The 21,578-nt window shown below is 69.0% G+C and carries 16 protein-coding genes; 5 read left to right on the top strand and 11 right to left on the bottom strand.

Features of this window, described 5'->3' with window-relative positions; genetic code table 11:
* Positions 1 to 9 precede the first annotated feature (9 nt).
* Positions 10 to 2,247 (top strand): tetratricopeptide repeat protein, encoded by a 2,238-nt coding sequence (locus tag GC106_RS48010; RefSeq protein WP_246366632.1) that lies wholly within the window; start codon positions 10 to 12, stop codon positions 2,245 to 2,247.
* Between the two features lie 38 nt (positions 2,248 to 2,285).
* On the opposite strand, the gene fusA is transcribed toward GC106_RS48010, so the two are convergent.
* Positions 2,286 to 4,319 (bottom strand): elongation factor G, encoded by a 2,034-nt coding sequence (fusA, locus tag GC106_RS23310; protein WP_173134488.1) that lies wholly within the window; start codon positions 4,317 to 4,319, stop codon positions 2,286 to 2,288.
* A gap of 303 nt (positions 4,320 to 4,622) precedes the next feature.
* Here fusA and GC106_RS23305 point away from each other — a divergent pair, with 303 nt between their 5' ends.
* Positions 4,623 to 6,137, top strand: coding sequence for a serine/threonine-protein kinase (locus tag GC106_RS23305; protein WP_312872799.1), 1,515 nt, complete (start codon positions 4,623 to 4,625; stop codon positions 6,135 to 6,137).
* A 44-nt stretch (positions 6,138 to 6,181) separates the two neighbouring features.
* Here the strand turns inward: GC106_RS23305 and GC106_RS23300 are convergent, their stop codons facing one another.
* The 10 genes from GC106_RS23300 to GC106_RS23255 all read right to left on the bottom strand — a co-directional run bounded on the left by GC106_RS23300 (position 6,182) and on the right by GC106_RS23255 (position 18,521).
* On the bottom strand, positions 6,182 to 7,552 hold the full coding sequence (locus GC106_RS23300) for a rhamnulokinase (protein WP_173134485.1): 1,371 nt from the start codon (positions 7,550 to 7,552) through the stop codon (positions 6,182 to 6,184).
* Positions 7,552 to 8,952 (bottom strand): L-fucose/L-arabinose isomerase family protein, encoded by a 1,401-nt coding sequence (locus GC106_RS23295; RefSeq protein WP_173134483.1) that lies wholly within the window; start codon positions 8,950 to 8,952, stop codon positions 7,552 to 7,554. The genes GC106_RS23300 and GC106_RS23295 overlap by 1 nt, the downstream gene beginning before the upstream one ends.
* Before the next feature lie 12 nt (positions 8,953 to 8,964).
* Positions 8,965 to 10,986, bottom strand: coding sequence for a bifunctional aldolase/short-chain dehydrogenase (locus GC106_RS23290; RefSeq protein WP_312872798.1), 2,022 nt, complete (start codon positions 10,984 to 10,986; stop codon positions 8,965 to 8,967).
* Between the two features lie 9 nt (positions 10,987 to 10,995).
* Positions 10,996 to 12,366, bottom strand: coding sequence for a BNR repeat-containing protein (locus tag GC106_RS23285; RefSeq protein WP_173134480.1), 1,371 nt, complete (start codon positions 12,364 to 12,366; stop codon positions 10,996 to 10,998).
* Position 12,367: 1 nt separating this feature from the next.
* Positions 12,368 to 13,534 (bottom strand): L-rhamnose isomerase, encoded by a 1,167-nt coding sequence (gene rhaI, locus GC106_RS23280; RefSeq protein WP_173134477.1) that lies wholly within the window; start codon positions 13,532 to 13,534, stop codon positions 12,368 to 12,370.
* A gap of 10 nt (positions 13,535 to 13,544) precedes the next feature.
* On the bottom strand, positions 13,545 to 13,862 hold the full coding sequence (locus tag GC106_RS23275; protein ID WP_173134474.1) for an L-rhamnose mutarotase: 318 nt from the start codon (positions 13,860 to 13,862) through the stop codon (positions 13,545 to 13,547).
* The gene (rhaS, locus tag GC106_RS23270; RefSeq protein ID WP_173134471.1) at positions 13,862 to 14,926 is read right to left on the bottom strand and encodes a rhamnose ABC transporter substrate-binding protein; all 1,065 of its coding nucleotides are present in this window, start codon (positions 14,924 to 14,926) and stop codon (positions 13,862 to 13,864) included. Before rhaS ends, GC106_RS23275 begins: the two co-directional genes overlap by 1 nt.
* Positions 14,890 to 15,909, bottom strand: a complete 1,020-nt coding sequence (locus GC106_RS23265; protein WP_173134468.1) for an ABC transporter permease — start codon at positions 15,907 to 15,909, stop codon at positions 14,890 to 14,892. The genes rhaS and GC106_RS23265 overlap by 37 nt, the downstream gene beginning before the upstream one ends.
* Entirely contained in the window at positions 15,902 to 16,894 is a 993-nt protein-coding gene (locus GC106_RS23260; protein ID WP_173134465.1) for an ABC transporter permease, read from the bottom strand. The genes GC106_RS23265 and GC106_RS23260 overlap by 8 nt, the downstream gene beginning before the upstream one ends.
* 136 nt (positions 16,895 to 17,030) lie before the next feature.
* Positions 17,031 to 18,521 (bottom strand): sugar ABC transporter ATP-binding protein, encoded by a 1,491-nt coding sequence (locus GC106_RS23255; protein WP_173134464.1) that lies wholly within the window; start codon positions 18,519 to 18,521, stop codon positions 17,031 to 17,033.
* Between the two features lie 109 nt (positions 18,522 to 18,630).
* Here GC106_RS23255 and GC106_RS23250 point away from each other — a divergent pair, with 109 nt between their 5' ends.
* From GC106_RS23250 to GC106_RS23240, 3 genes are all read left to right on the top strand, one after another.
* A complete protein-coding gene (locus GC106_RS23250) occupies positions 18,631 to 19,617 on the top strand; it encodes a LacI family DNA-binding transcriptional regulator (RefSeq protein ID WP_173134461.1) in 987 nt (328 codons plus the stop codon).
* Between the two features lie 93 nt (positions 19,618 to 19,710).
* Complete coding sequence (locus tag GC106_RS23245) at positions 19,711 to 20,859, top strand: hypothetical protein (protein ID WP_173134458.1); 1,149 nt, start codon at positions 19,711 to 19,713, stop codon at positions 20,857 to 20,859.
* A 144-nt stretch (positions 20,860 to 21,003) separates the two neighbouring features.
* On the top strand, positions 21,004 to 21,522 hold the full coding sequence (locus tag GC106_RS23240) for a hypothetical protein (protein WP_173134455.1): 519 nt from the start codon (positions 21,004 to 21,006) through the stop codon (positions 21,520 to 21,522).
* Positions 21,523 to 21,578: the final 56 nt, after the last annotated feature.

The raw sequence follows: 21,578 nt of genomic DNA, 5'->3' as shown, positions 1-21,578 counted from the left end.
GAGGCGCCGATGCGGCGGATCGTCCGGGGCTGGTGGCTGGTGGCCGGGGCCGCGCTGATCACGGCGGTCCTCACCTGGCTCGGCAAGATCTACACCGGCGCCGTGGTTGCCGGAGCGGTCGCCGCGGGTGGCGCGATCGTCGCCGTGATCGCCGAGCGCGGACGTGCGCACATCGCCGAACGGGCGAACCGGAAACCGGGCTCGCTGTACGTGTCCCGGGTCAACAGGATCACCGATCCGATCCGGCTCGGCGTCCACCCGGCGGCCCGGATCAACGGCTCGGACCAGGTTCCCCCGTTCGTCCGGCGGGATCGCATGCCGGAACTCGAAGCGGCGTTACGAACCGGCGGTTTTGTGCTCGTGGTCGGTGACTCCACCGCCGGCAAGACCAGGCTGGCGTTCGAGGCGATGCGTGCCTGTCTGCCGAGACACGTCTGCGTCCGGCCGGCGGACTCGGTCGCGCTCGCGGCGGGGATCGCCGCCGCCAGGCAGAAGCGGCCCAGTGTGCTGTGGCTGGACGATCTGGACGAATACCTCGCGGGCGGCGGCTTGAGCCGGGCCGCACTCCGTGACTTGGGTGATCGGGTGGTCGTACTGGCGACAATGCGCGCGCATCTGCGTGACGAGTTCAGTTCCCGCTACGACTCCGGGAGGGGCACGACCGAACGCCTCACGGCGCGCGCCGCGCGCGAAGTGTTCGACGCGATCACCACCGAGATCCGGCTCGAACGCATGTGGTCGTCAACCGAGTTGGCCGCGGCGCGCGAATCGGGCGATCCCCGGATCGCGCTGGCCGTCGAGATCGCGGATCGCCATGGCGTGGCCGAGACGATGGCTGCCGGCCCCGCGTTGTTGCGGGACTGGCACGACGCGTGGTCCGCGTCGGCTCGTCCGGTGGGCCGGACGCACGCCGATCCACGCGGAGCGGCGTTGGTGTCAGCGGCAGTGGATGTCCGCCGGGCGGGCTGTCATGGCCCCGTGGATCTGGATTTGCTCCGTGACCTGCATGAGGTGTACCTCGCCGACCGCGGCGGCACGGTGTTGCGGCCCGGCACATGGGAGAACGCCTACGACTGGGCGACGACACCGTTGCACGCCACCAGCAGCCTGATCGACCCGGAAACCCACCAGGCGTTCGACTACCTCGTCAACGAGACCTCGAACGACCCGACGGCCCCGGTCATCCCGGAAGCGACATGGCGGACGCTGCTGGAGCGGTTGGCCCCTGACGAGTTGGCCGACATCGGCTGGCGCGCCGCGGACGCCGGGTACGCACACCACGTCGTTCCCGCCGTCGGCAGAGCGATCGACGCCGGATCGTTCTCCGCCGCCGCGGCCCTGATCGAGAGCCTGGACGAAGCCGGACACCCCGACGCGTTGCCGTTGCTGGAGCGGACGATCAGTCTGGCTGACGGCCAGGACGGCGTGCCTGCCGAGGACATGGTGGCGTTGCGGCACAAACTGGCGTGGATGATCGGCGAGCGGATCGGCGGGCACGGCGATCCGGAACGGGCGTTGGACCTGATCCGGCAAGTCGCCGGCGAGGCCGAGCGCCTGCTGGGACCCGATCATCCCCAGGTACTCGGTTCGCGGCTGACGCTGGCTCGTGAACTGGGTGCCTGTGGCAGTGCCGAGGAGGCACTGGGTATCGCCACCGACGTAGTCGCCCGGAGCACTGAGAGCACTGGTCCCGACGATCTGCTGACGCTGAACGCCCGGTTCGAACAAGCGGTGTGGACCCGGCACCTGCACGGGTCTTCGGCCGGTGTGACCGCGTTCGGCGACCTGCTGGAGCAGGTGCAATCGATCGATGCCGTTCCGTGGTCCTTCGTCGCGGACACAGCCTGGAACCTCGGCGGATCATTGCTTGATTCGGGTGACGCCGCCGAAGCGGTCTCCGTGCTGGAACAACTCATAGCTCTCAACGACGAAGCATACGGCCACAGTCACGCTCAGACGCTGCCGTACCGGCTCACCCACATGCGGGCGGTGGGCGTCGCCGGAGACCACAGCAGGGCAAGGGAACTGGCCGGCGAGTTGGTCGTGGACTCCAGCCGGACGTTGGGCCCGACGCACCTGACGACACTGCAGGCCAAGGCCTTTCTGGCCGACTGGACCAGAGCCTGCGGCGACGAGGCCGCGGCAGTCGCGCTCTACGAAGAGGTCCTCGCCGACGGTGCGCCCCTGCTCGGCGACGACCATTGGCTGGTCACCGACGTCCGGGCCGAGCTGCCTGACCACGGCTGACTGCCGGTTGCCGCGCAGTGCGGCAACCGGCAGCGCTTCTACCGGACGGACGCCTCGATGGACACCGGGGCGTAGCCGGCCGGCCGGGTGGTGAACGTGCCCCGGCCGTGCGTACGGCTGCGGAGCCTGTTCGAGTAACCGAACAGTTCAGCCAATGGCACGACCGCGGTGACCACCGACGTGCCGGATCGCGTGACCGAGCCCGACACCCTGCCACGGCGTGCCGACAGGTCGCCGATCACGCCGCCGACGGCGTCCTCGGGCACCGTGACGATGACCTCGACCACCGGCTCCAGGAGTTGCATCACGCAGGACCGCAACGCTTCCCGGAGCGCGAACCGGCCCGCGGTGCGGAACGCCATCTCCGACGAGTCCTTCGAGTGCGTCGCCCCGTCGGTCAGGGTGACCTTCAGCCCGGTCACCGGGTGACCGCCCAGCGGCCCTTCGGACAAGGCATCCCGGCACCCCGCCTCGACCGCCCGGACGTACTCGCGCGGCACGCGCCCGCCGACGACGACCGACTCGAACGCGAAGTCCTCTTCGGACGGTTCGACGCCGATCACGACGTGCGCGAACTGGCCGGCGCCGCCGTCCTGCTTGACGTGCCGGTAAATCAGCCCGGACACCCCGCGGACGACCGTCTCCCGGTAGGACACGGTCGGCCGGCCGACAATGACGTCCAGCCCACGGTCGCGGCGGATCTTCTCCACCGACACCTCCAGGTGCAGCTCGCCCATCCCGGACAGCACGGTCTGGCCGGTCTGCGCGTCGTTCCGGACGACCAGCGAGGGGTCCTCCTCGACGAGGCGCGCCAACGCCGACGCCAGCTTCTCCGTGTCGGCGCTGCGGCGCGCTTCGACGGCGACGGTCACCACGGGATCGGCCACCGGCGGCGGTTCGAGCACCAGCGGAGCCGAAGGCGCGCAGAGCGTGGCTCCGACGCGGGCGGCCTTGACGCCGATCACCGCGACGATGTCCCCGGCTGTCGCCTTGTCGATCTCGGTCTGCCGGTCGGCCTGCACGCGCAGGATCCGCGCGATCCGTTCGGCGCGCCGGGCGCCCACGTCCCTCACCTCCTGTCCTTTCCGGATCGTGCCGGAGTACACCCGCAGGTACGTCATCCGGCCGGTGGCGGCCGAATCCACCTTGAACACCAGTGCGGCGAACGGCAGCTCCGGGTCAGCCGCCCGCTCCCGGTCGACGCCGTCGTACGTGCCGCGCACCGGCGGAACGTCCACCGGAGACGGCAGGTAAGCCACAACGGCGTCCAGCAACGGCTCGACACCGCGGTTGCGGTACGCCGAACCCGCCAGCACCACCAGTCCTTCACCGGTGCGGGTCAGATCCCGCAGTGCCGCCGCCATCGTGGCCGCGGATATCGACGACTCGTCGCAGAACTCCTCCAGCGCCGCCGGGTGAAGCTCGGCGATGGTCTCCTCCAGCAGCCGACGGCGACGGCGTGCCTCGTCGAGCAGGGCACCGGGAACAGGTCCTTCCTCGACCGTTTCGTCGGTCCACGTGAGTGACCGCATCCGCAGCAGGTCGACCACGCCGACGAACCCGTCCTCCGCGCCGATCGGCAACTGCACCACGAGCGGCACCGGGTGCAGCCGTTCCCGGATCGACCGCACGGCCGTGTCCAGATCCGCACCGGCACGGTCCAGTTTGTTGACGAAGGCGATCCGCGGCACCCCGTGGCGATCGGCCTGCCGCCACACCGACTCGCTCTGCGGCTCGACACCCGCCACGGCGTCGAAAACGACGATCGCGCCGTCCAGGACCCGCAGCGACCGCTCGACCTCGTCGGCGAAGTCGACGTGGCCGGGCGTGTCGATCAGGTTGATCCGGTGGCCGTCCCACGCGCAGCTCACGGCCGCGGCGAAGATGGTGATGCCGCGATCGCGTTCCTGGGAGTCGAAGTCGGTGACGGTCGTGCCGTCGTGGACTTCGCCGCGTTTGTGGGTCATGCCCGTGGCATAGAGGATCCTTTCGGTGACGGTGGTCTTGCCGGCATCGACGTGGGCCAGGATGCCCAGATTCCGGACGCCGGTCAGGTGCAGGTCGGTACGCACGGCACAAAGCCCTTTCGGGGAAGTGATCTCTGGCGGCGCGATTCACCGGGCGAAACCGGCCCGCACCCGCGCGAGCGCGGGCGGAGGTCAGGATTTCGTCACGGAGTCCGGGGACGGCCGCGCCGCCGTCACCGGCGGCCCGAAGACATCAGGATCACCTCGTAGCGCGACCGAGGAGCAAGAACGACCAGCTGAGTACGCATGGCCGGCTCCCTTCACTCGTCGCGGCGCGTGGTCCGGCAGGAGTGTAGGGGATCCCGAGTGGACGGTGAACCGGTTTTTCCGCGACCGTCCACTACCCGGGTGGCAGGGCATTGGGCCGAACGGGCCCGTTTCAGCGCCGCCTTCGAGTGCAACCCCCAGGAAATGGGCGAGGTTGACCAGCTCATCGCCGGGCGATACCGGTTGGCCGAACAGCTGGGACGCGGCGGCATGGGCGACGTATGGCAGGCGTACGACGAGCGGCTGCACCGCAAGGTGGCGGTGAAACAGCTGTTCGTGCCCGCGCACCTGGACGGGGAGCGGACCGACCAGGTGGTGCGGCAGACCGTCCGGGAGGGCCAGATCGCCGCCCGGCTACAGCACAAAAACGTCGTTTCGGTGTTCGACGTGATCGAGCACGACGGCACGGCGTACCTGATCATGGAGTACTTACGGTCGCACAGCCTGTCGCAGGTGCTTCAGGACCAGGGCACGTTGCCGCCGGATGCCGTGCGCAGGATCGGTACGCAACTCGCGGACGCACTGGACGCCGCGCACGCCGCCGGGATCGTGCACCGCGACGTCAAACCCAGCAACATCCTGCTCGGCTACGACGGCACGGCGAAGATCACCGACTTCGGCATCTCGCGCGCGGTCGAGGACGCCACCACCGGATCGAGCGGCACGGTTCTCGGCACGCCCGCGTACATGCCTCCTGAGGTGGCCAAAGGCGAGCGGGCGACGTTCGCCTCCGACGTGTACTCGCTCGGCGCGAGCCTCTACATGGCCACCGAGGGCACGCCCCCGGTCGGGCAGAGCGGCAACACCATCGCCTTGCTGTACCGGGCCGCGTCCGGGGAGATCACGCCACCGTCCAACTCGGGTCCGCTGACCGAAGTCCTGCAACGGATGCTGCACACCGATCCGGCCATGCGGCCGACCATGAGCGAAGTCCGCGACGCCCTCGCCGCGTTACCCGTGCTCACCGAGCAGCCCACGACCGAACTCAAACCCGTCACACCGCAGGAAAAGCCGAAGGAGCAGGACAAGCCACCCCGGCGACGACGGCTCGCGGCGCTCATCGCCGCCGCGGTGCTGCTGGTCGCCGGAGGCGTACTGGCTTTCCTGATGATCCCGTCAAACCAGACAGAGCAGACAGCCGCTCCGCCGTCTTCGTCAAGCGCGACCGCTTCCCCGCCCGCGGCACCGTCGACCGGGAGCACCGGCGCCGCGCCGGCCACTCCCCCGCCCGCCGGCCAGCCTCCAGCCGCCAGCCAGCCTCCGCCCGTCGACGCCCTGACCGCGACGCCGGACGTGATCACGGCGTACTACGCGCTGATGCCCGGCAACCTGGACCAGGCGTGGACCCGGCTGACGCCGAAGTACCAGCAGCACCCCGCGGGCGGCCGGAGCGGCTACCAACGCTTCTGGAACAGGATCGCGCGAGTCCAGGTGTCCGGCGTGAGCCCTGTGGCGGGCAACAACTTCGAGGCCACCGTGGAGTACCACTTCAAGGACGGCAAGGTGATGCGCGAACGGCACCGGTACACCGTGGTCCGCCAGAACGGCAGCTGGAAGATCGACGAATCCGCAGTCCTCAGCAGCCGAACCCTGTAAACCCCCTCGTGAGTGTTTATCAGGGTTAGAACACTGATAAACACTCACGAGAGGGGCAGGGCGATTCGGCGGGCCGCTGCCAGCCATCGGGTGCGGTCGCCGCTCGGCTCATAACGGCTGAAGGGCGGCGGGGGCTCCGCGTGCACTCCGGCTGCCCGGGCCTGGACCAGCACGTTGCCGGTCGCGCTGGCCTCCACCGGCCCGGCCAGCACGGGCAGGCCGCACGCGTCCGCGGTGAACTGGCACAGCAGTTCGTTACGCGCACCGCCGCCGACCAGATGGACCACGTCCAGGTCCCGGCCGGCCAAGGCGGCCGCCGTCTGCAGGGTCGCGGCGTGGGCCAGGGCCAGGGATTCCAGGATCGTCCGGACGAACGCGGCCGGGGTGGCCGGTGGCGGTTGCCCGGTCCGGCGGCACTGGCCGGCGATACGAGCGGGAATGTCGCCCGGTGCCAGGAAGGCGTCGTCGTTCGGGTCGATCACGGCGGCGAACGCGGGCTGCGCGGCGGCGGCCGACAGCAGCGGGGCCAGCTCGGCGTTCCAGACCCGCAGTGATTCGCTGAGCAGCCACAGTCCCATGGTGTTGCGCAGGAACCGGGTTGTTCCGTCCACACCGGACTCGTTGGTGAAGTTGGCGAGCCTGGCCTGCTCGGTGAGCACCGGCGCGTCGAGGCGCAACCCGGCGAGCGACCACGTGCCGCACGAGATGTAGCCGAACTTCGAGGTGGTGGCGGGAATGGCCGCCACCGCCGACGCTGTGTCGTGTGAGGCGACCGCCACCACAGGTGTCGACTCGTACAGGCCGATGTGCTCGCCGGGTTGCCGCAGCGGCGGCAGGAGGCTCGCGGGGATGCCGCTGCGGGCAAGCAATTCCGTGGACCACGACCGGGTGGACGCGGAGAGCAGGCCGGTCGTGGACGCGTTGGTGACCTCCGCGCCCATCACGCCGGTCAGCAGGTAGCCGAGCAGGTCCGGGACGAGCAGCATGGTGTGATCGGCGAGCCGTTCCGGCGGCTCGGTGAGCAACTGGTAGATCGTGTTGAACGGCAGGTGCTGCAGGCCGTTGATGCCGTACAGGGTCCGGTCGTCGATGCCGGAGCGAACTCCCTGTGTCCGGGGATCACGGTAACAGCGCACGTCACCGTCAAGCTTGCCGTCCGCGTCGACCAGCCCGTAGTCCACCGCCCACGAGTCCAGGCCGATCGACACCGGATCGGCGGGCGCGGCCGCCCGGATGCCGTGGACGGCCTCCGCGTGGATCTTCGCGATGTCCCAGCGCAGCCCGCCGCCGGGCCGGGACTGCGGGCCGATGGCGAACCGGTGCAGCTCCTCGAGTTCGATCGGCCCGGAGCCGGCGTGGCCGAGCATGACCCGGCCACTGCTCGCCCCGAGATCGACCGCGACGAACGAACGCATCAAGCGACCTCGACCAGCGGCAGGTCCATCAGGCTCGCCACCGCCCGCAGCGCGGCGACCTGGTGGCCGGTCCCCAGCGCCCAGTGGTGCCCGACCCCGCTGGCCGACCAGTCGTCGGTCCATTCGCCGGGATCACGGCCGAAGTCCACGCGGCTCGTGGTGTTGCCGATCTTCATGTGCGGGCCGTCGACCACGGTTCCCTCGGCGGTCACCAGGGTGTACCGGCCGTCGCGGGTCTGCCCGACCCCGAGCAGGGTCACCGGCCCGTGCGCGACGTCGAACTCCACCGACACTCCCCAGCCACGCTTGCCGTGGAACACGCCCAGCCCGCGCAGCAACGGTTTCCCCGCGCTGATCGCGAGGTGCCCGGGACCGTCGTGGCCCATCTCGACGTGTCCCCGGTCGAAGTCCAAGGCCTGGAACTCGGTGAACGAGCCGCCCGCGCCCAGCACGTCCATGATCAGCATGGCCATGCTGGTGCGCAGCTCGAACTCGCCTGCCGCCGGGACGCCCCGCGCGGTCAGCAGGCTCGCGCCGAGGATCATCCCGGCGGCGAGCCGTTCGTGCTGCTCGCCGTCCAGGCCTCGGTGGTAGTACGCCAGGCTGTCCAGGTCGAAGTCCGCGACCAGGCGGTCCAGCCCGACCGCCACGCGGGCACCCCAGGCGAAGTCGTCGGCGTTCACCGACTCGGTCACCTCGAAGACCGACTCGGCCTCGGCGATCTTCGCGGCCACCTCGGCGTCGGTCACCTTCTCCACCCGCACCCGCAGGTCGTCGTACTCCAGCACCTCGACGTGGCCGCCGAACTGGGCGCTGACCATGGTGAGGTCCGTGGAGACGTCGTACATGCCGGGATAGAGGTGGCCCATCAGCCCGTGCCGCCCGGAGCGCAGGACCTTGCGGACGCCGGCGGCCTTGATCCAGTTGCCGATCCTGGCCCACGCCCGCTCATCCCGCAGATAGCCGGAAACGCTGCGGAACTCGACGCCGGCCCGGGTGAACGCGTTGGCCATCTCGGGCAACGGACAGGCACCGCAGTACGCCAGCCACTGTCCAGTGTCGACACTGGCGTGGTCCATCGACTCGGTCGGTTGCAGGTTGATCAGCAGCACGGGCGCGCCGGACCGCTGCGCGATCGGCATGAGCATGGTCGCCGTCATGTACGTCGTGAGGAACCCGACGATCAGGTCGCATCCGGCCGCCCTGAGCTTTTCCGCGGCAGCGGCGCCTTCCTGGGCGTTGGAGATGAACCCGACGTCGACGATTTCGGCGTCGTAGCCGGAGATGCGTTCGCTCACATACCCGGCGGACTGCCGCAAAGTGGGCAGCAGGCCGGGAAACTGGGGCCAGTAGGCGCCCAGCCCGCCCGCGACCAGTCCGATCTTCGGTGTGCGGTCCATGATTCCCTCCCGTCAGCGCAGGAACGCCGCGGCCACGCCGGCGTCGACCGGGACCAAGAGGCCGGTGGTGTGCGAGAGTTCGGCGGTGGTCAGCACGAACACCGCGTTGGCGACGTGTTCGGGCAGCACCTCCCGCTTGAGCAGCGTCCGCTGGGCGTAGAACTCGCCGAGCTTCTCCTCGGGCACGCCGTACACGGCAGCCCGCTGGGCGCCCCAGCCGGACGCGAAGATGCCCGAACCGCGTACGACACCGTCCGGATTGACGCCGTTGACGCGGATTCCGTGCTCGCCGAGCTCGGCCGCCAGCAGCCGGACCTGGTGCGCCTGGTCGGCCTTCGCCGAGCCGTACGCCACGTTGTTCGGACCCGCGAAGATCGCGTTCTTGCTGGCGATGTAGACGATGTCGCCGCCCATCTTCTGCGCGATCATCACGCGTGCGGCCTCGCGTGAGATCAGGAAGGAGCCGCGGGCCATCACGTCGTGCTGACGGTCCCAGTCCTCGATCGTCGTGTCCAGCAACGGTTTCGAGACCGAGAGCCCGGCGTTGTTGACCACCAGGTCGAGCCCGCCGTACGCGAGGCACGCGGCGCTCACCGCTTCGGCGATCGCGTCCTCGTCGGTCACGTTCGCGGTGACCGCGACGCCCCCGATCTCACCGGCAACTGTGGACGCCGCCTCGGCGTTGACGTCGGCGACGACCACCGCGGCTCCCTCGGCGGCGAGCCGGTGCGCGATCGCCCTGCCGATCCCCGAGCCACCGCCGGTGACCAGGGCGATCCGGGTCGCCAGCGGCTTGGGTTCCGGCATCCGGCGCAGCTTGGCCTCTTCCAGCTCCCAGTACTCGATCCGGAACTTCTCCGACTCCGGGATGGGTTCGTAGCGGGAGACCGACTCGGCCCCGCGCATCACGTTGATCGCGTTGACGTAGAACTCCCCCGCCACCCGCGCTGTCCGCGGGTCACGGCCGAAGCTGAACATGCCCACGCCCGGCACGAGCACGATCGCCGGGTCCGCGCCGCGCATCGGCGGCGAGTCCGGTGTCACGTGGCGCTGGTAGTAGGCCGCGTAGTCGTCGCGATAGGACGCGTGCAACTCGGTGACCCGCGCGATGATCTCGTCGACCGACGCCGTGCCGGGCAGGTCGACCACCAGTGGCGCGACTTTCGTGCGCAGGAAGTGATCCGGGCAGGACGTGCCCAGCGCGGCCAGCCGCGGGTGTTCGGCGCGGGACAGGAACTCCAGCACCTCGGGGCTGTCGGTGAAGTGACCGACCTGCCGGACGTCGGTGGACGCGAGCCCGCGCAGCACCGGGAACAGCCGGGCGGCCTTGGCCCTCCGCTCGTCCTGCGGCAAGGCGCCGTAACCGGGCAGTTCGGCACCGAACGGGTCGGATTTGCCGTGCTCGGCCAGGTACCGCTCGGCCGTCCGGATGATCTCCAGCGAGTTGGCCTGGCACTGCTCGCTCGTGTCGCCCCACGCCGTGATGCCGTGGCCACCCAGGACGCAGCCGATCATGTCCGGGTTGGCCCGCTTGAGCTCGGCGATGTCCAGCCCGAGCTGGAATCCCGGGCGCCGCCACGGCACCCAGCCGACCCTGCCGCCGAAGACCTTGGCGGTCAGCTCCTCGCCGTCGACCGCCGTGGCCAGCGCGATCCCGGAGTCCGGGTGCAGATGGTCCACATGGGACGCGTCGAGCAGGCCGTGCATCGCGGTGTCGATGCTGGGCGCGGCGCCGCCTTTGCCGTGCAGGCAGTAGTCGAACGCGGCGACCATCTCGTCTTCCCGGTCCTCACCGGGATAGACGTCCACCAGCGAGCGCAGCCGGTCCAGCCGCAGCACCGCCAGCCCGGCCTCGGTGAGCGTGCCGAGGTCACCGCCGGACCCCTTCACCCACATCAGTTCGACGTCCTTGCCGCTCACCGGGTCGGGCGCGAGTCCCTTCGCCGACGCGTTGCCGCCCGCGTAGTTGGTGTTGCGCCGGTCCGCCCCGAGCTCGTGCGCCCGATTGAGCAGGTCGGTCACCGGTGTGGTCACGATTTCTCCTTATCCCAGACGGAAGTCGGCGACCCGGATCGGCGACGGCGTGGTTCCGCCGGATCGCTGTTGGTAGAACATGGACAGCACGCCTTCACTGGCGACTCTGGAGTAGTCGACGGTCACCTCGCCGAAGACGTTCATGCCCGGCCGGTCGAACACCAGCGTCCAGTCGGTCCAGCCGCTGGCCTTCGACGCCGTGACGATCCGTCCGTACGGCATCACGAGGTACGCGTTGTCGTTGCGGTCGAAGACGATCCGGGTCCGGCCGGTGGCGTTCGGCGGGATCGGGATCTCACGCTTGGTCCACGAGCCGTCGGCCTTGCGCGTCAGGTGGAACGAACGGGCCCAGCGGTTGCGGTCCGCCGCGTAGCTGGTGACGCACTGGGTGAACCGGCCCGGCACGTAGCTGATGATCACGTGCGGGGTGCCGGTGGAGTCGACCGCCTGGCTTTCCTGGTTCATCAAGCCGTGGTTGGGACCGAGCGGATCCACCACCAGGTTCGGGGACACGGCCACGGGTGTGGCGACGGCGTTTCCGGTGTTGTTGCGCCACGTCCGGCCACGGTCGTCGCTGTAGACGTACCCGGTGTCGTGGTTGGTCAGGCCGCCTGAGTTGCACAGCACGCCGGTGTTGCCTTCGCGCCACGTGAACGCGGCGTGCAACCGTCCTTTGTGATCATACGTGAGCCCGTGCAGGTACATGTTGCGTGTCGTGCTCGTGACACCGTTGGGTGCGGTCCACGACCCGGTCGCGGACGACCACTTGCCCAGCTTGCGCCACTCCGTTCCGTCGTACTCGGCGAGTTCGTTGGTTCCGTTGCCGGAGCCGCCCGTCCGGTAGCTCAGCTGGAGGCGTCGTTCCGGCGTGACCACGAACTGCGGGTACGTGATCGCGCCGAGGTCCACGCCGTCCAGCGTTCGCTGCACCGGACCGAACCTGGCCGCGGACCACATCGGCGACGTCACCAGGCCGGGCTCGGACTTGACGTAGAACACCGGCGTGTTGTGCGTGTCCATGGCGACGTGCAGGCGCCCGTCGGTCGGCGAGATGCCCAGCGAGATCACGTTGTGCGAGTCGTTCGCGCTCAGCTTGTGCGGCAGTACGATCTTTTGCCAGGCGCCACTCGGCAGCGCCCGCCGCGCGATGACGGCACTGCGGTCTGCGGTGTACCAAGTCGCGTACTGGTATCCCGCATAGCTGAGGATCGCGTCCTGTTGGTAGGACTCGTTGTTCACCAGGCCGTCGTACGAGACGAAGTACAGCGCCGTGGGATCGAGTTCCGTGTCCCGCAACAGCGAAACCGTCGGTGCGGCGACCGCGGCGGCTGGTGTGCTGAACAGGACGAGGCAGGCGACAAGCAGGGCTCGTAAGCGCATGTCACGCTCCCCACCCTGCCGCGGCACCATCCGCCCGTTCCGCACGGATCTTGTCGAAGTGCCCGGACCGGCGGTACGCCCCGACGGGATCCGGGTCGATGCCCATGTCCTCCCTCAACTCGGCGAGCATCGGCCGCACATCGGTGTTGTACGCGTCCATCAGCACGGCGTTCGCGCCGAGCACATCGCCTTCGGCCTGGGCCTTGCGCAACGCCTCCGCGTCCACGAGCAGCGCCTTGGCCGTGGCCTCCTGGACGTTGAGCACCGAGCGGATCAGGGCCTGGACCTTGGGCTCGATGTTGTGGCACTGGTCGAGCATGAACGCCACCCCGGACGCCTTGTCCAGGCCGCCGCCCAGCACGATCTCGGCCATGATCCGGAACAGCTGGAACGGATCGGCCGCGCCGACCATGAGGTCGTCGTCGGCGTAGAACCGGGAGTTGAAGTGGAACCCGCCGAGCTTGGCCCGGTGCAGCAGGAACGCCACGATGAACTCGATGTTGGTGCCGGGCGCGTGGTGCCCGGTGTCGACCAGGACCTTGGCCCGCCGGCCGAGATCCACGCAGTGCGCGTAACTGGTTCCCCAGTCCGGCAGGTCCATCGTGTAGAAGGCGGGCTCGAAGAGCTTGTACTCCAGCAACATCCGCTGGTCCGCGCCGAGCCGGTCGTAGACCGCGCGCAACGCCTCGGCCAGGCGCTCCTGCCGGCCCGCGATCGAGTCCTGCCCGGGGTAGTTGGTGCCGTCGGCGAACCACAACGACAGGTCCTGGGAACCCGTGGCATCCATGATGTCCACGCATTCGAGCAGGTGGTCGAGGGCCTTGCGGCGGACGGCCGGGTCCGGGTTGCACACGCTGCCCAGCCGGTAGTCGTCCTCCTGGAAGACGTTCGGGTTGATCGCGCCGATCCCGATGCCCTGGTTACGCGCGTGCGCCGCCAGATCCGCGTAGTCGTCGACCATGTCCCACGGGATGTGCAGCGCGACTGTGGGCGCCACGCCGGTGAACCGGTGCACGGTCGCCGCGTCGTCGATCTTCTCGTACGCGTCGCGCGGAACGCCTTCCTGCGCGAAGACCTTGAACCTGGTGCCCGAGTTGCCGTACGCCCACGACGGGGTCTCGATGTGCTGGGCACGCAATGCCGCCAGGACCGCCGAACGGTCAGGCATGCTGTCCTCCTCAGTCAAGGTGGAACACCTCTTCGAGCGGGATGATCCCTTCATCCGGCTGTCCGTCCAGGCCTTCGAAGAAGGGCGCCATCTCGGCCTGCCACCGGCGGTTGACGCCGGTGGCGGCCATTCCGGCCAGTGCGGCCTCCAGGTCGTCGGTCTCGAAGTAGCCGACCAGCAGGCCGTCCGGGCGCAGGAACAACGAGTAGTTGTGCCAGCCCGTCTCCCGCAGGGCGGCGAGCATCTCCGGCCACACCGCCGCGTGCCGCCGCCGGTACTCCTCCAGCCTGCCGGGCCGGACCTTCAACAGGAAGCAGATCCGCCGCATCAGAAGTTGTACTTGTCGATATTGCCGGCGTTGAACACGGTCGGCGGGCCGAGGATGATCTCGCCGTTCTTGCCGATCCTGCGCTCACCCAGCTTGCCGGCCTTGAGCGTCTCGCCCTCGGCGCCGCTGATCTGGCCGGACGCCAGCGCCGCGGCGGCGTAGCCCGCCAGGTAGCCCAGCTCCGCCGGGTCCCACAGCGCGAACTCGGTGACCGTGCCGTCCTTGACGAACTGCCGCATCTGGTTCGGCGTGCCGAGACCGGTCAGCTTGACCTTGCCCTTGTACGGCGACGTGGACATGTACCGGGCCGCCGCGGAGATGCCGACGGTGGTCGGCGAGATGATGCCCTTCAGGTCCGGAATGGACTGCAGCAGTGCCTGCGCCTCCTGGAAGGACTTCTGGTCGTCGTCGTCGCCGTAGGCGATCTTGACCAGCTCGATGCCCTTGTACTCCGGCTTGGTCAGCTCGTCCTTCATGAACTGGATCCAGGTGTTCTGGTTGGTGGCGTTCGGCGTGGCCGACAGGATGGCGATCTTGCCGCTGCCGCCGATCTGCTGCGAGATCAGCCTGACCTGGGACCGGCCGATCTCCTCGGAGTCGGCCTGGTTGACGAAGACCTGCCGGGCGTCGGGCGCGGCGTCGGAGTCGTAGGTCACCACCGGGATGCCCTTGCCCATGGCGTCCTTCAGCGCGGGCGCCACCGCGTTCGGGTCGTTGGCGGCGATCACGATCGCGTCCTGCCGCTGCTGGATCAGCGTGTTGATGTAGGAGACCTGCGAGGACGCCGACGCGTCGGACGGCCCGACCTCCTTGCCCTCACCACCGAGCTCCTTGACCGCGGCGATCCCGCCGTTGTCGACGATCACCTCGTAGGGGTTGTCGATCTCCTTGGGCAGGAACGCGATCTTCAGGCCCTGTTTGATCGGCGCGTTCGGGTCCGCGGCGCGGCTGGTGCCGGTGCCGCCGCCGGCGGCGCCGGGGTCCGAGCCCTTGGTCGTGCTGCCGCACCCGGCGACGAGCGCGACCGCTAAGAGCGCTGTGAGGACACGGTTGGTGTGGGACATGGTTCCTCCTCGTCGAGGGTGGGTTCAGCGGCGGGGCGCTCTCTGCGGCGGCGGGCGAGCAGTCGCACCGAGGCCGGGACGAGCACGGAGACGATCAGCAGCAGTCCGGTGATCACGTTCTGGATCTCGTTGCTGACGTCCCCCAGGAACAACACGTTGCGCAGGCCCGCCATCAGCAGGACCGCGGTGGCGACACCGAAGACCGTGCCGCGGCCACCGAAGATCGAGACACCGCCCAGCAGGACCGCGGCCACCACGGCGAGCTCAAGGCCGTTGCCGTTGTCGGCCCGAGCACTGTTGTAGCGCAGTGTGAAGACCAGCGAGGCCAACGCGGCGAGCCCGCCGGACACGAGGTACAGCGACATCTTGATCCGGTCGACCCGGATGCCGGAGAACCGCGCCGTCTGCTCGCCCAGCCCGATGGCGTACAGCGCCCTGCCGACTGGCGTGTAGTGCACGACCACCATGGCGATGATTCCGATGACGATCACCAGAATCGTCACGTACGGCAGGAATCCGATCGATGCCGTGGCCAGTGGCCGGTAGGTCGACGGGAAGCCGGTCACCGCGCCGTCGCCGAGGACGACGTACGCCAGCCCCCGGTACAAGCCCAGCGTGCCAATGGTGACCGCGAGCGACGGCAGTCCGAACCGGACGATGAGCACGGCGTTGATGAAACCCAGGACCACGCCCGCGACCAGGACGAGCGGCACGATCGTCTCGAACGGCATGCCGCCGTTCCACAACGCGCCGGTGAGCGCCGAGCAGAAGCCGAGCACGGACGCCACCGACAGGTCGATCTCGCCGGTGAGCACGATCGGCAGCAACGCGAACGCCAGCAGGGCGACTTCGCTGTAGTCCAGCAGCAGGAAGCTGATGTTGTCCGCTTCGGCGAACCCGTCCGTGCTGATCGCGCCGTAGGCCAGCACGAGCACGCACAGCACCAGAAGGATGGTCTCCCAACGGAGAAGTCGGTCACGCACGGGCCCGGTTCCTTTCCCGTTGCAGCCGGGCGGCAAGCCGCACCATCACCGTGCGGTCCAACGAGATCGCCACCAGCAACGCGGCGCCGTCGACCGCCCGCTGCCAGAACGCCGGGACGCCGAGGATCGGCAGCGCGCTGGTGATCGTGGTGAGCAGCAACGCACCGAGTGCGGCACCGAGCACCGTCCCGCTCCCGCCGAAGATCGCCACGCCGCCGACCACGACCGCGGCCACCACGGCGAGTTCCTTGCCCGATCCGACCGCGGCGTTGATCGTGCCGAAGTAGGCGGCGTGCAGGACTCCGGCCAGGCCGACCAGGCCACCCGAGATGACAAAGGTGGTGAACACCCTTCGGCCCGTGGGGATACCGGCCAGCCGGGCCGCGTCCGGGTTCGAGCCGATCGCGTAGAGCTCTCGGCCCGACCTGAAGTTCTTCAGTAAGTACGCGATCACGGCGACGACGATGACGGCGATCAGCGTGAGGTTCGGGACGCCCAGGACCGACCCGCTGCCGAACTCCAGGAAACTCGGCGACATCTGGTAGGCGTTGACCTGCTGGACGCCGGTGGCCGACGCCCACGCGTAGTCCAGGCCGCGGAAGACGTACAGCGTCCCCAGGGTGACGACCAAGGCCGGGACTTTCGCGATGGCCACGAGTGCGCCGTTGATCGCGCCGCACACGGCACCGAGCACGATCCCGGCCAGGATCACGACGATCATCGGCATGCCCTGGTTGCCCAGGAACATCTGGCCGCTCATGTAGGCGGTCAGCCCCATCACCGACCCGACCGACAGGTCGATGTTGCGGGTGATGACGAGCAGGCACTGACCTGCGGCCAGGAGCGCGATGATCGAGGCGTTCAGGAAGAGGTCGTGGACGCCTTGGCCGGACAGGAAGCCCGGGTTGACGATGGCGGTGACGGCGACGACGGCCACCAACGCGATGACGATTCCGCTCTCACGGCTCCGGAGTAAGGACGTCACGCCGCACGCCCCCTCGCCGCCTCGCCGACAGCCCGGCACCCGCGCTCACCACGGGTATCCGCTGCCTCGACGCCGCAGCCGAACACGTCCGGCGATGCGGTAGCCATTCCATTAACTCCATTGTGGACATCTGCCGTCATGCCGCACTCCCCGTCGCCGCTCGCATCACGGCCTCCTCGTTCGCCTCGGTCCGCGACAACTCCGCGGCGATCCGGCCCTCGTGCATCACCAGGACCCGGTCGGCCATGCCGAGCACTTCCGGCAGCTCCGACGAGATCATCAACACCGCCATCCCCGAGGCCGCGAGATCCGACAACAGCGCGTGCACCTCCACCTTCGCGCCGATGTCGATGCCCCGCGTCGGCTCGTCCACGATCAGCACCTCCGGCTTGGTCGCCAGCCACTTGCCGAGAACCACTTTCTGCTGGTTCCCGCCGGACAGGGTGCCCGCCGGGTCGCCCAGCCCGCCGAACCGCAGGCCGAGCCGCCGGGCCCACTCCGCGGCGACCGACCGTTCCCGGCCGGACCGGACCAGGCCCCACCGGGAGACCGCGCCCAGCTGGGCCAGGCTCGTGTTGCGGTCGATGGGCAACTCGAGGATCAGGCCCTGTTCCCGCCGGTCCTCCGGCACCATCGCCAGGCCCGCCGCGATCGCCGCCCGCGGGTTCGACTTGGGCAGCACGCGTCCCGCGACGGTCACCGTCCCGGACTCGCGGTCGTCGATGCCGAAGATCGCCCGTGCCACCTCGGAACGGCCCGACCCCACCAAACCGGCCAGGCCCACGATCTCGCCCTGCCGCACAGCGAAGGACACATCGCGGAACACGCCCGGCTGGGTCAGTCCCCGCACTGTCAGCACCTCGGCGCCGGCCTTGGTCTCCCGCTTCGGGAACAGCTGCTCGACCGACCGGCCGACCATGCTGCGCACCAGCGTGTCGTGGTCGATGTCGGTCATCCGTTCACTGGTGACCGGTGAACCGTCCCGGAGTACGGTGACTCGTTGGCACAACGAGTACATCTCCTCCAGCCGGTGCGAGATGAACAGCAGCGCCGCGCCGTTCGCCGCGAGCGTGCGGGCCACGCGGAACAGCCGTTCGGCCTCCACATTGGACAATGCCGCCGTCGGCTCGTCCATCACGATGATCCGGGCCTCGGTGGCCAGCGCCTTGGCGATCTCGATGATCTGCTGGTCCGCGATCGACAACCCACGGGTCGGCAGGGCCGGATCGAGCGGTACGCCCAGGGTTTCGAACAGCTCGGCCGTCCGCCGGTACATCGCCCTGCGGTCGACCCGTCGCCCTTTCCGCAGCGGCTGACGGCCCATGAAGACGTTCTCGGCCACGTTGAGGTCGGGGAACCGGGTCGGCTCCTGGTGGATCACCGCGACGCCACGGTGCTGGGCGTCGCGCGGACCACCGAACCGGACCGGCTCGCCGTCCAGCCGGACCTCACCCTCGTCCGGCTGGTGCTCGCCGCCGATGATCCGGACCACTGTGGACTTCCCGGCCCCGTTCTCACCGGCCAGGGCATGGATCTCGCCCGCGTGCAGGGCCAGCGACACGCCGCGGAGAGCCTGGACCGCGCCGAAGGCCTTGCTCACCCCGATCAGCTCGAGCGACGGTGCCACGACGCCTCCTCGATGAAACGTTTCACGGCGGTTGCGCCCAACCTAGGCCGGGACGGCCGCACGGGTCAAGGCCCCACCAGCGGGTTGCGTAATTGATACGATTCAGTCCATGGCCGCGAGTATCAAGGATGTCGCCGTACGGGCGGGCGTGTCGGTCGGCACGGTGTCCAACGTGCTCAACCGGCCGGCGAAGGTCTCGCCCGCGACCAGGGCACTCGTGCTGGCCGCGATCGCGGAACTGGGCTTCGTCCGCAACTCGTCAGCCGCGCAGCTGCGCGCGGGCGCCAGCCGCTCACTCGGCCTGCTCGTCCTGGACATGGCGAACCCGTTCTTCCAGGACGTCGCCAAGGGCGTCGAGGACGTCGCCGTCCAACAGGGCTATGCCGTGCTGCTGTGCAACTCCGACGAGCAGGCATCCCGGGAGAACTGGTACCTACAGGTACTGGAGGAGCAGCGCGTCCGCGGCTTGCTCATCACACCGGTCGCGGGCGGCTCGGAGCGATTGACGGCGCTGCGCGAGCGCGGAACCCCGGCCGTGCTGGTCGACCGAACCATCCCCGGCGCGGACTGCTGTTCCGTCGCGGTCGACGACGTCGCGGGCGGCGAACTGGCCGGAGCCCATCTGATGTCGTTGGGCCGCAAGCGTATCGCGTACATCACCGGGCCGCTGACGTTGCCACAGTGCGCCGACCGGTTGACCGGCCTGCGGCGTGCCACCCAAGGCCGGACCGTCGAAGTGGCGGAAACGGCCGCCCTCAAAGCCGGTCTCGGTTACCAGGCCGCGCTCCGGTTGTTCGAGACCACGGACGTGGACGCGGTGTTCTGCGCCAACGACCTGCTCGCCCTTGGTGTCCTGCGGGCCGCCATCAGCACCGGCCGGCGCGTCCCTGACGACGTCGCCCTGATCGGTTACGACGACATCGAGTTCGCCGCGGACGCCGCCGTGCCGCTGACGTCGATCAGGCAACCGAGAATCCACATCGGACGGACAGCGGCCCAGTTGCTGTTCGAGGAGTGCGACTCCCCCGCCGATCACGCGCACCAGCAGGTGGTGTTCAAGCCGGAGCTGGTCGTCCGGGAGTCGACCCGTCACTGACTGTTGACACGACTGAAACGTATCAACTACCGTGGGTGCGCGGAAAGCGCTTTCCACCTTTACCCTGCATTCCCTTCCCAAGGGGGATTTGTCATGCTCTCATCCAGATGGCGGATGGCCGTGGCCGCCGCCGCGCTGACCACGATCGCCGGCGGTGTGTCCCAGGCTTCGGCCGAGCCGCGGATCCTGGCGTGCGGCGATCGTTCGTTCAACGCGGAAGCCGTGCTCAGTGGCAGCACATGGACTTCCCGCAACGGCGGCACGACGGTGTACACCGGTGGTGACATGCGGGCCGCCGTGCAGGCCGCGATCAACAGCCTCTCCTCGGGCCGTACGTCCAAGCAGTGGGTTCTGGTGCGCGGCTCCGGTTCGATGAGCGCCGGCGCGCGGATCTCGTTGCCCAGTTACACCGGGATCGACGTCTGCGGAACGATCACCGTGACCGGCTCCGGTTCCGGCGACCAGGCGCCGATCTACTCCCGCGGCACCCGTGACGTGGAAGTGCGCTACCTCAACGTTTCCGGCAGCCCGCTGTACGGCGTGTTCATGCGCAACGTCGAGAACGTCGTCCTCGGGCAGATCGACATGCGGCTGTCCGGCGGTCTCGGCGTCCGCATCGACAACCGCGGCAACACGAGCGTCCGCAGCCGCAACATCAGGATCGACAACGTGTTCGTCTCCGGCGCGGGCAGCCACGCGGTCGAGACGTACGGTGTGGACGGCATCACGATCGGCACGGTCACGGCCCGGAACGTCGGGCATTCCGGGTTGCTGCTCAACGACACCATCAACGCCACAGTGACCACTGTGGACGCCGAGAACGCGGGCGCGGGCACCGGGTACGCGGCTTTCCGGGTGGCCAACCGCAACGGCCGCGTCGGCAGCGGTTATCCCACCAACGTCCGGGTCGGCACGGTGCGGGCCCGCGGCGGCGGGCGGGGCGTCTTCTGCGTGTCGGAGAGCGGCGGGCTGACGATCGACCGGATCGACATCGCGAACACCGGCAACAACTCGATCCTGATCGAGAACTGCCACAACGTCACCGTCGCGGCGCAGAGCGGCACCGTGTCGGGCGGCGGCGAGATCCGGCTGGCCGCACGGTCCGAGTTCCCGAACAACTCCGACATCACCGTCCAGAACCTGACGGTGACCAACTCCGCCGTCCGGGAAAGCCCGTGCGGCACCAACACCACTTTCCGCAACATCCAGCTGAACAACAGCACCATGAATGTGTGCTCGTGACGACGCGTCACGCGCCATCACGACAGTCACTCACGGTCGTCCCTGCTGACACTACTGAGTGATTTCCTCCAAAAGGGACGTCCGGACATCCGGCCAGGGGTACACGGGAGGCGTTTGGTTTCCGGATTCGCCTGGAGGACCTCCATGAAAACCAGATCAGTGCTGGCCGTCGCCGGGGTCGCCGCGGTTCTCGCGGTGGCCCCGACCTACGCCTACGCGACCTGCGACCCGCAGGTGGAGAACCTTGCTCCGGCGCGGGCCGCGGTCAGCGAGGAACTGGCCGCCCTGGCGCCCTACAAGGCCGGTGCGGACAGCCGGGACCTGACGTGGGTCAAGGACAACGTCGAGAAGATGGTGCCCGACTGGCTGCCGAACACGAAACGCATCGCCACACAGGCCAAGCCCGATCTGGTCCGACTGGCGGACGACTGCTACCAGGCCGGGCAGGGCACCGCCAAACCGGACCTGACCGAGTTCGTCGCGTGTGTCAAACGAGGTCTGCTGACGGAGGTCTTCCCCGAGTACGTTCCGGAGTTGCCCGCGCTCTGCAAGGAGTTCGAGGCCGCGCTGGCGGATCCGGCCATCACGGACAAGTCCCGGGAATGGGCCCGCCACTGGGTGAACGAGTACGTCAAGTACCGCGAGACCCGGCCCGAGCAGTGACCTGCCCACCGCCGCTGAGTGCGTAGCCCGGACACACAGCGGGCTACGCACTCACG

The organism is Kibdelosporangium persicum (genome assembly GCF_013280595.1).
GTDB lineage: Bacteria > Actinomycetota > Actinomycetes > Mycobacteriales > Pseudonocardiaceae > Kibdelosporangium > Kibdelosporangium persicum.
The sequence above is the reverse complement of the archived record's forward strand: the minus strand, read 5'-3'. Positions and strand labels throughout refer to the sequence as shown.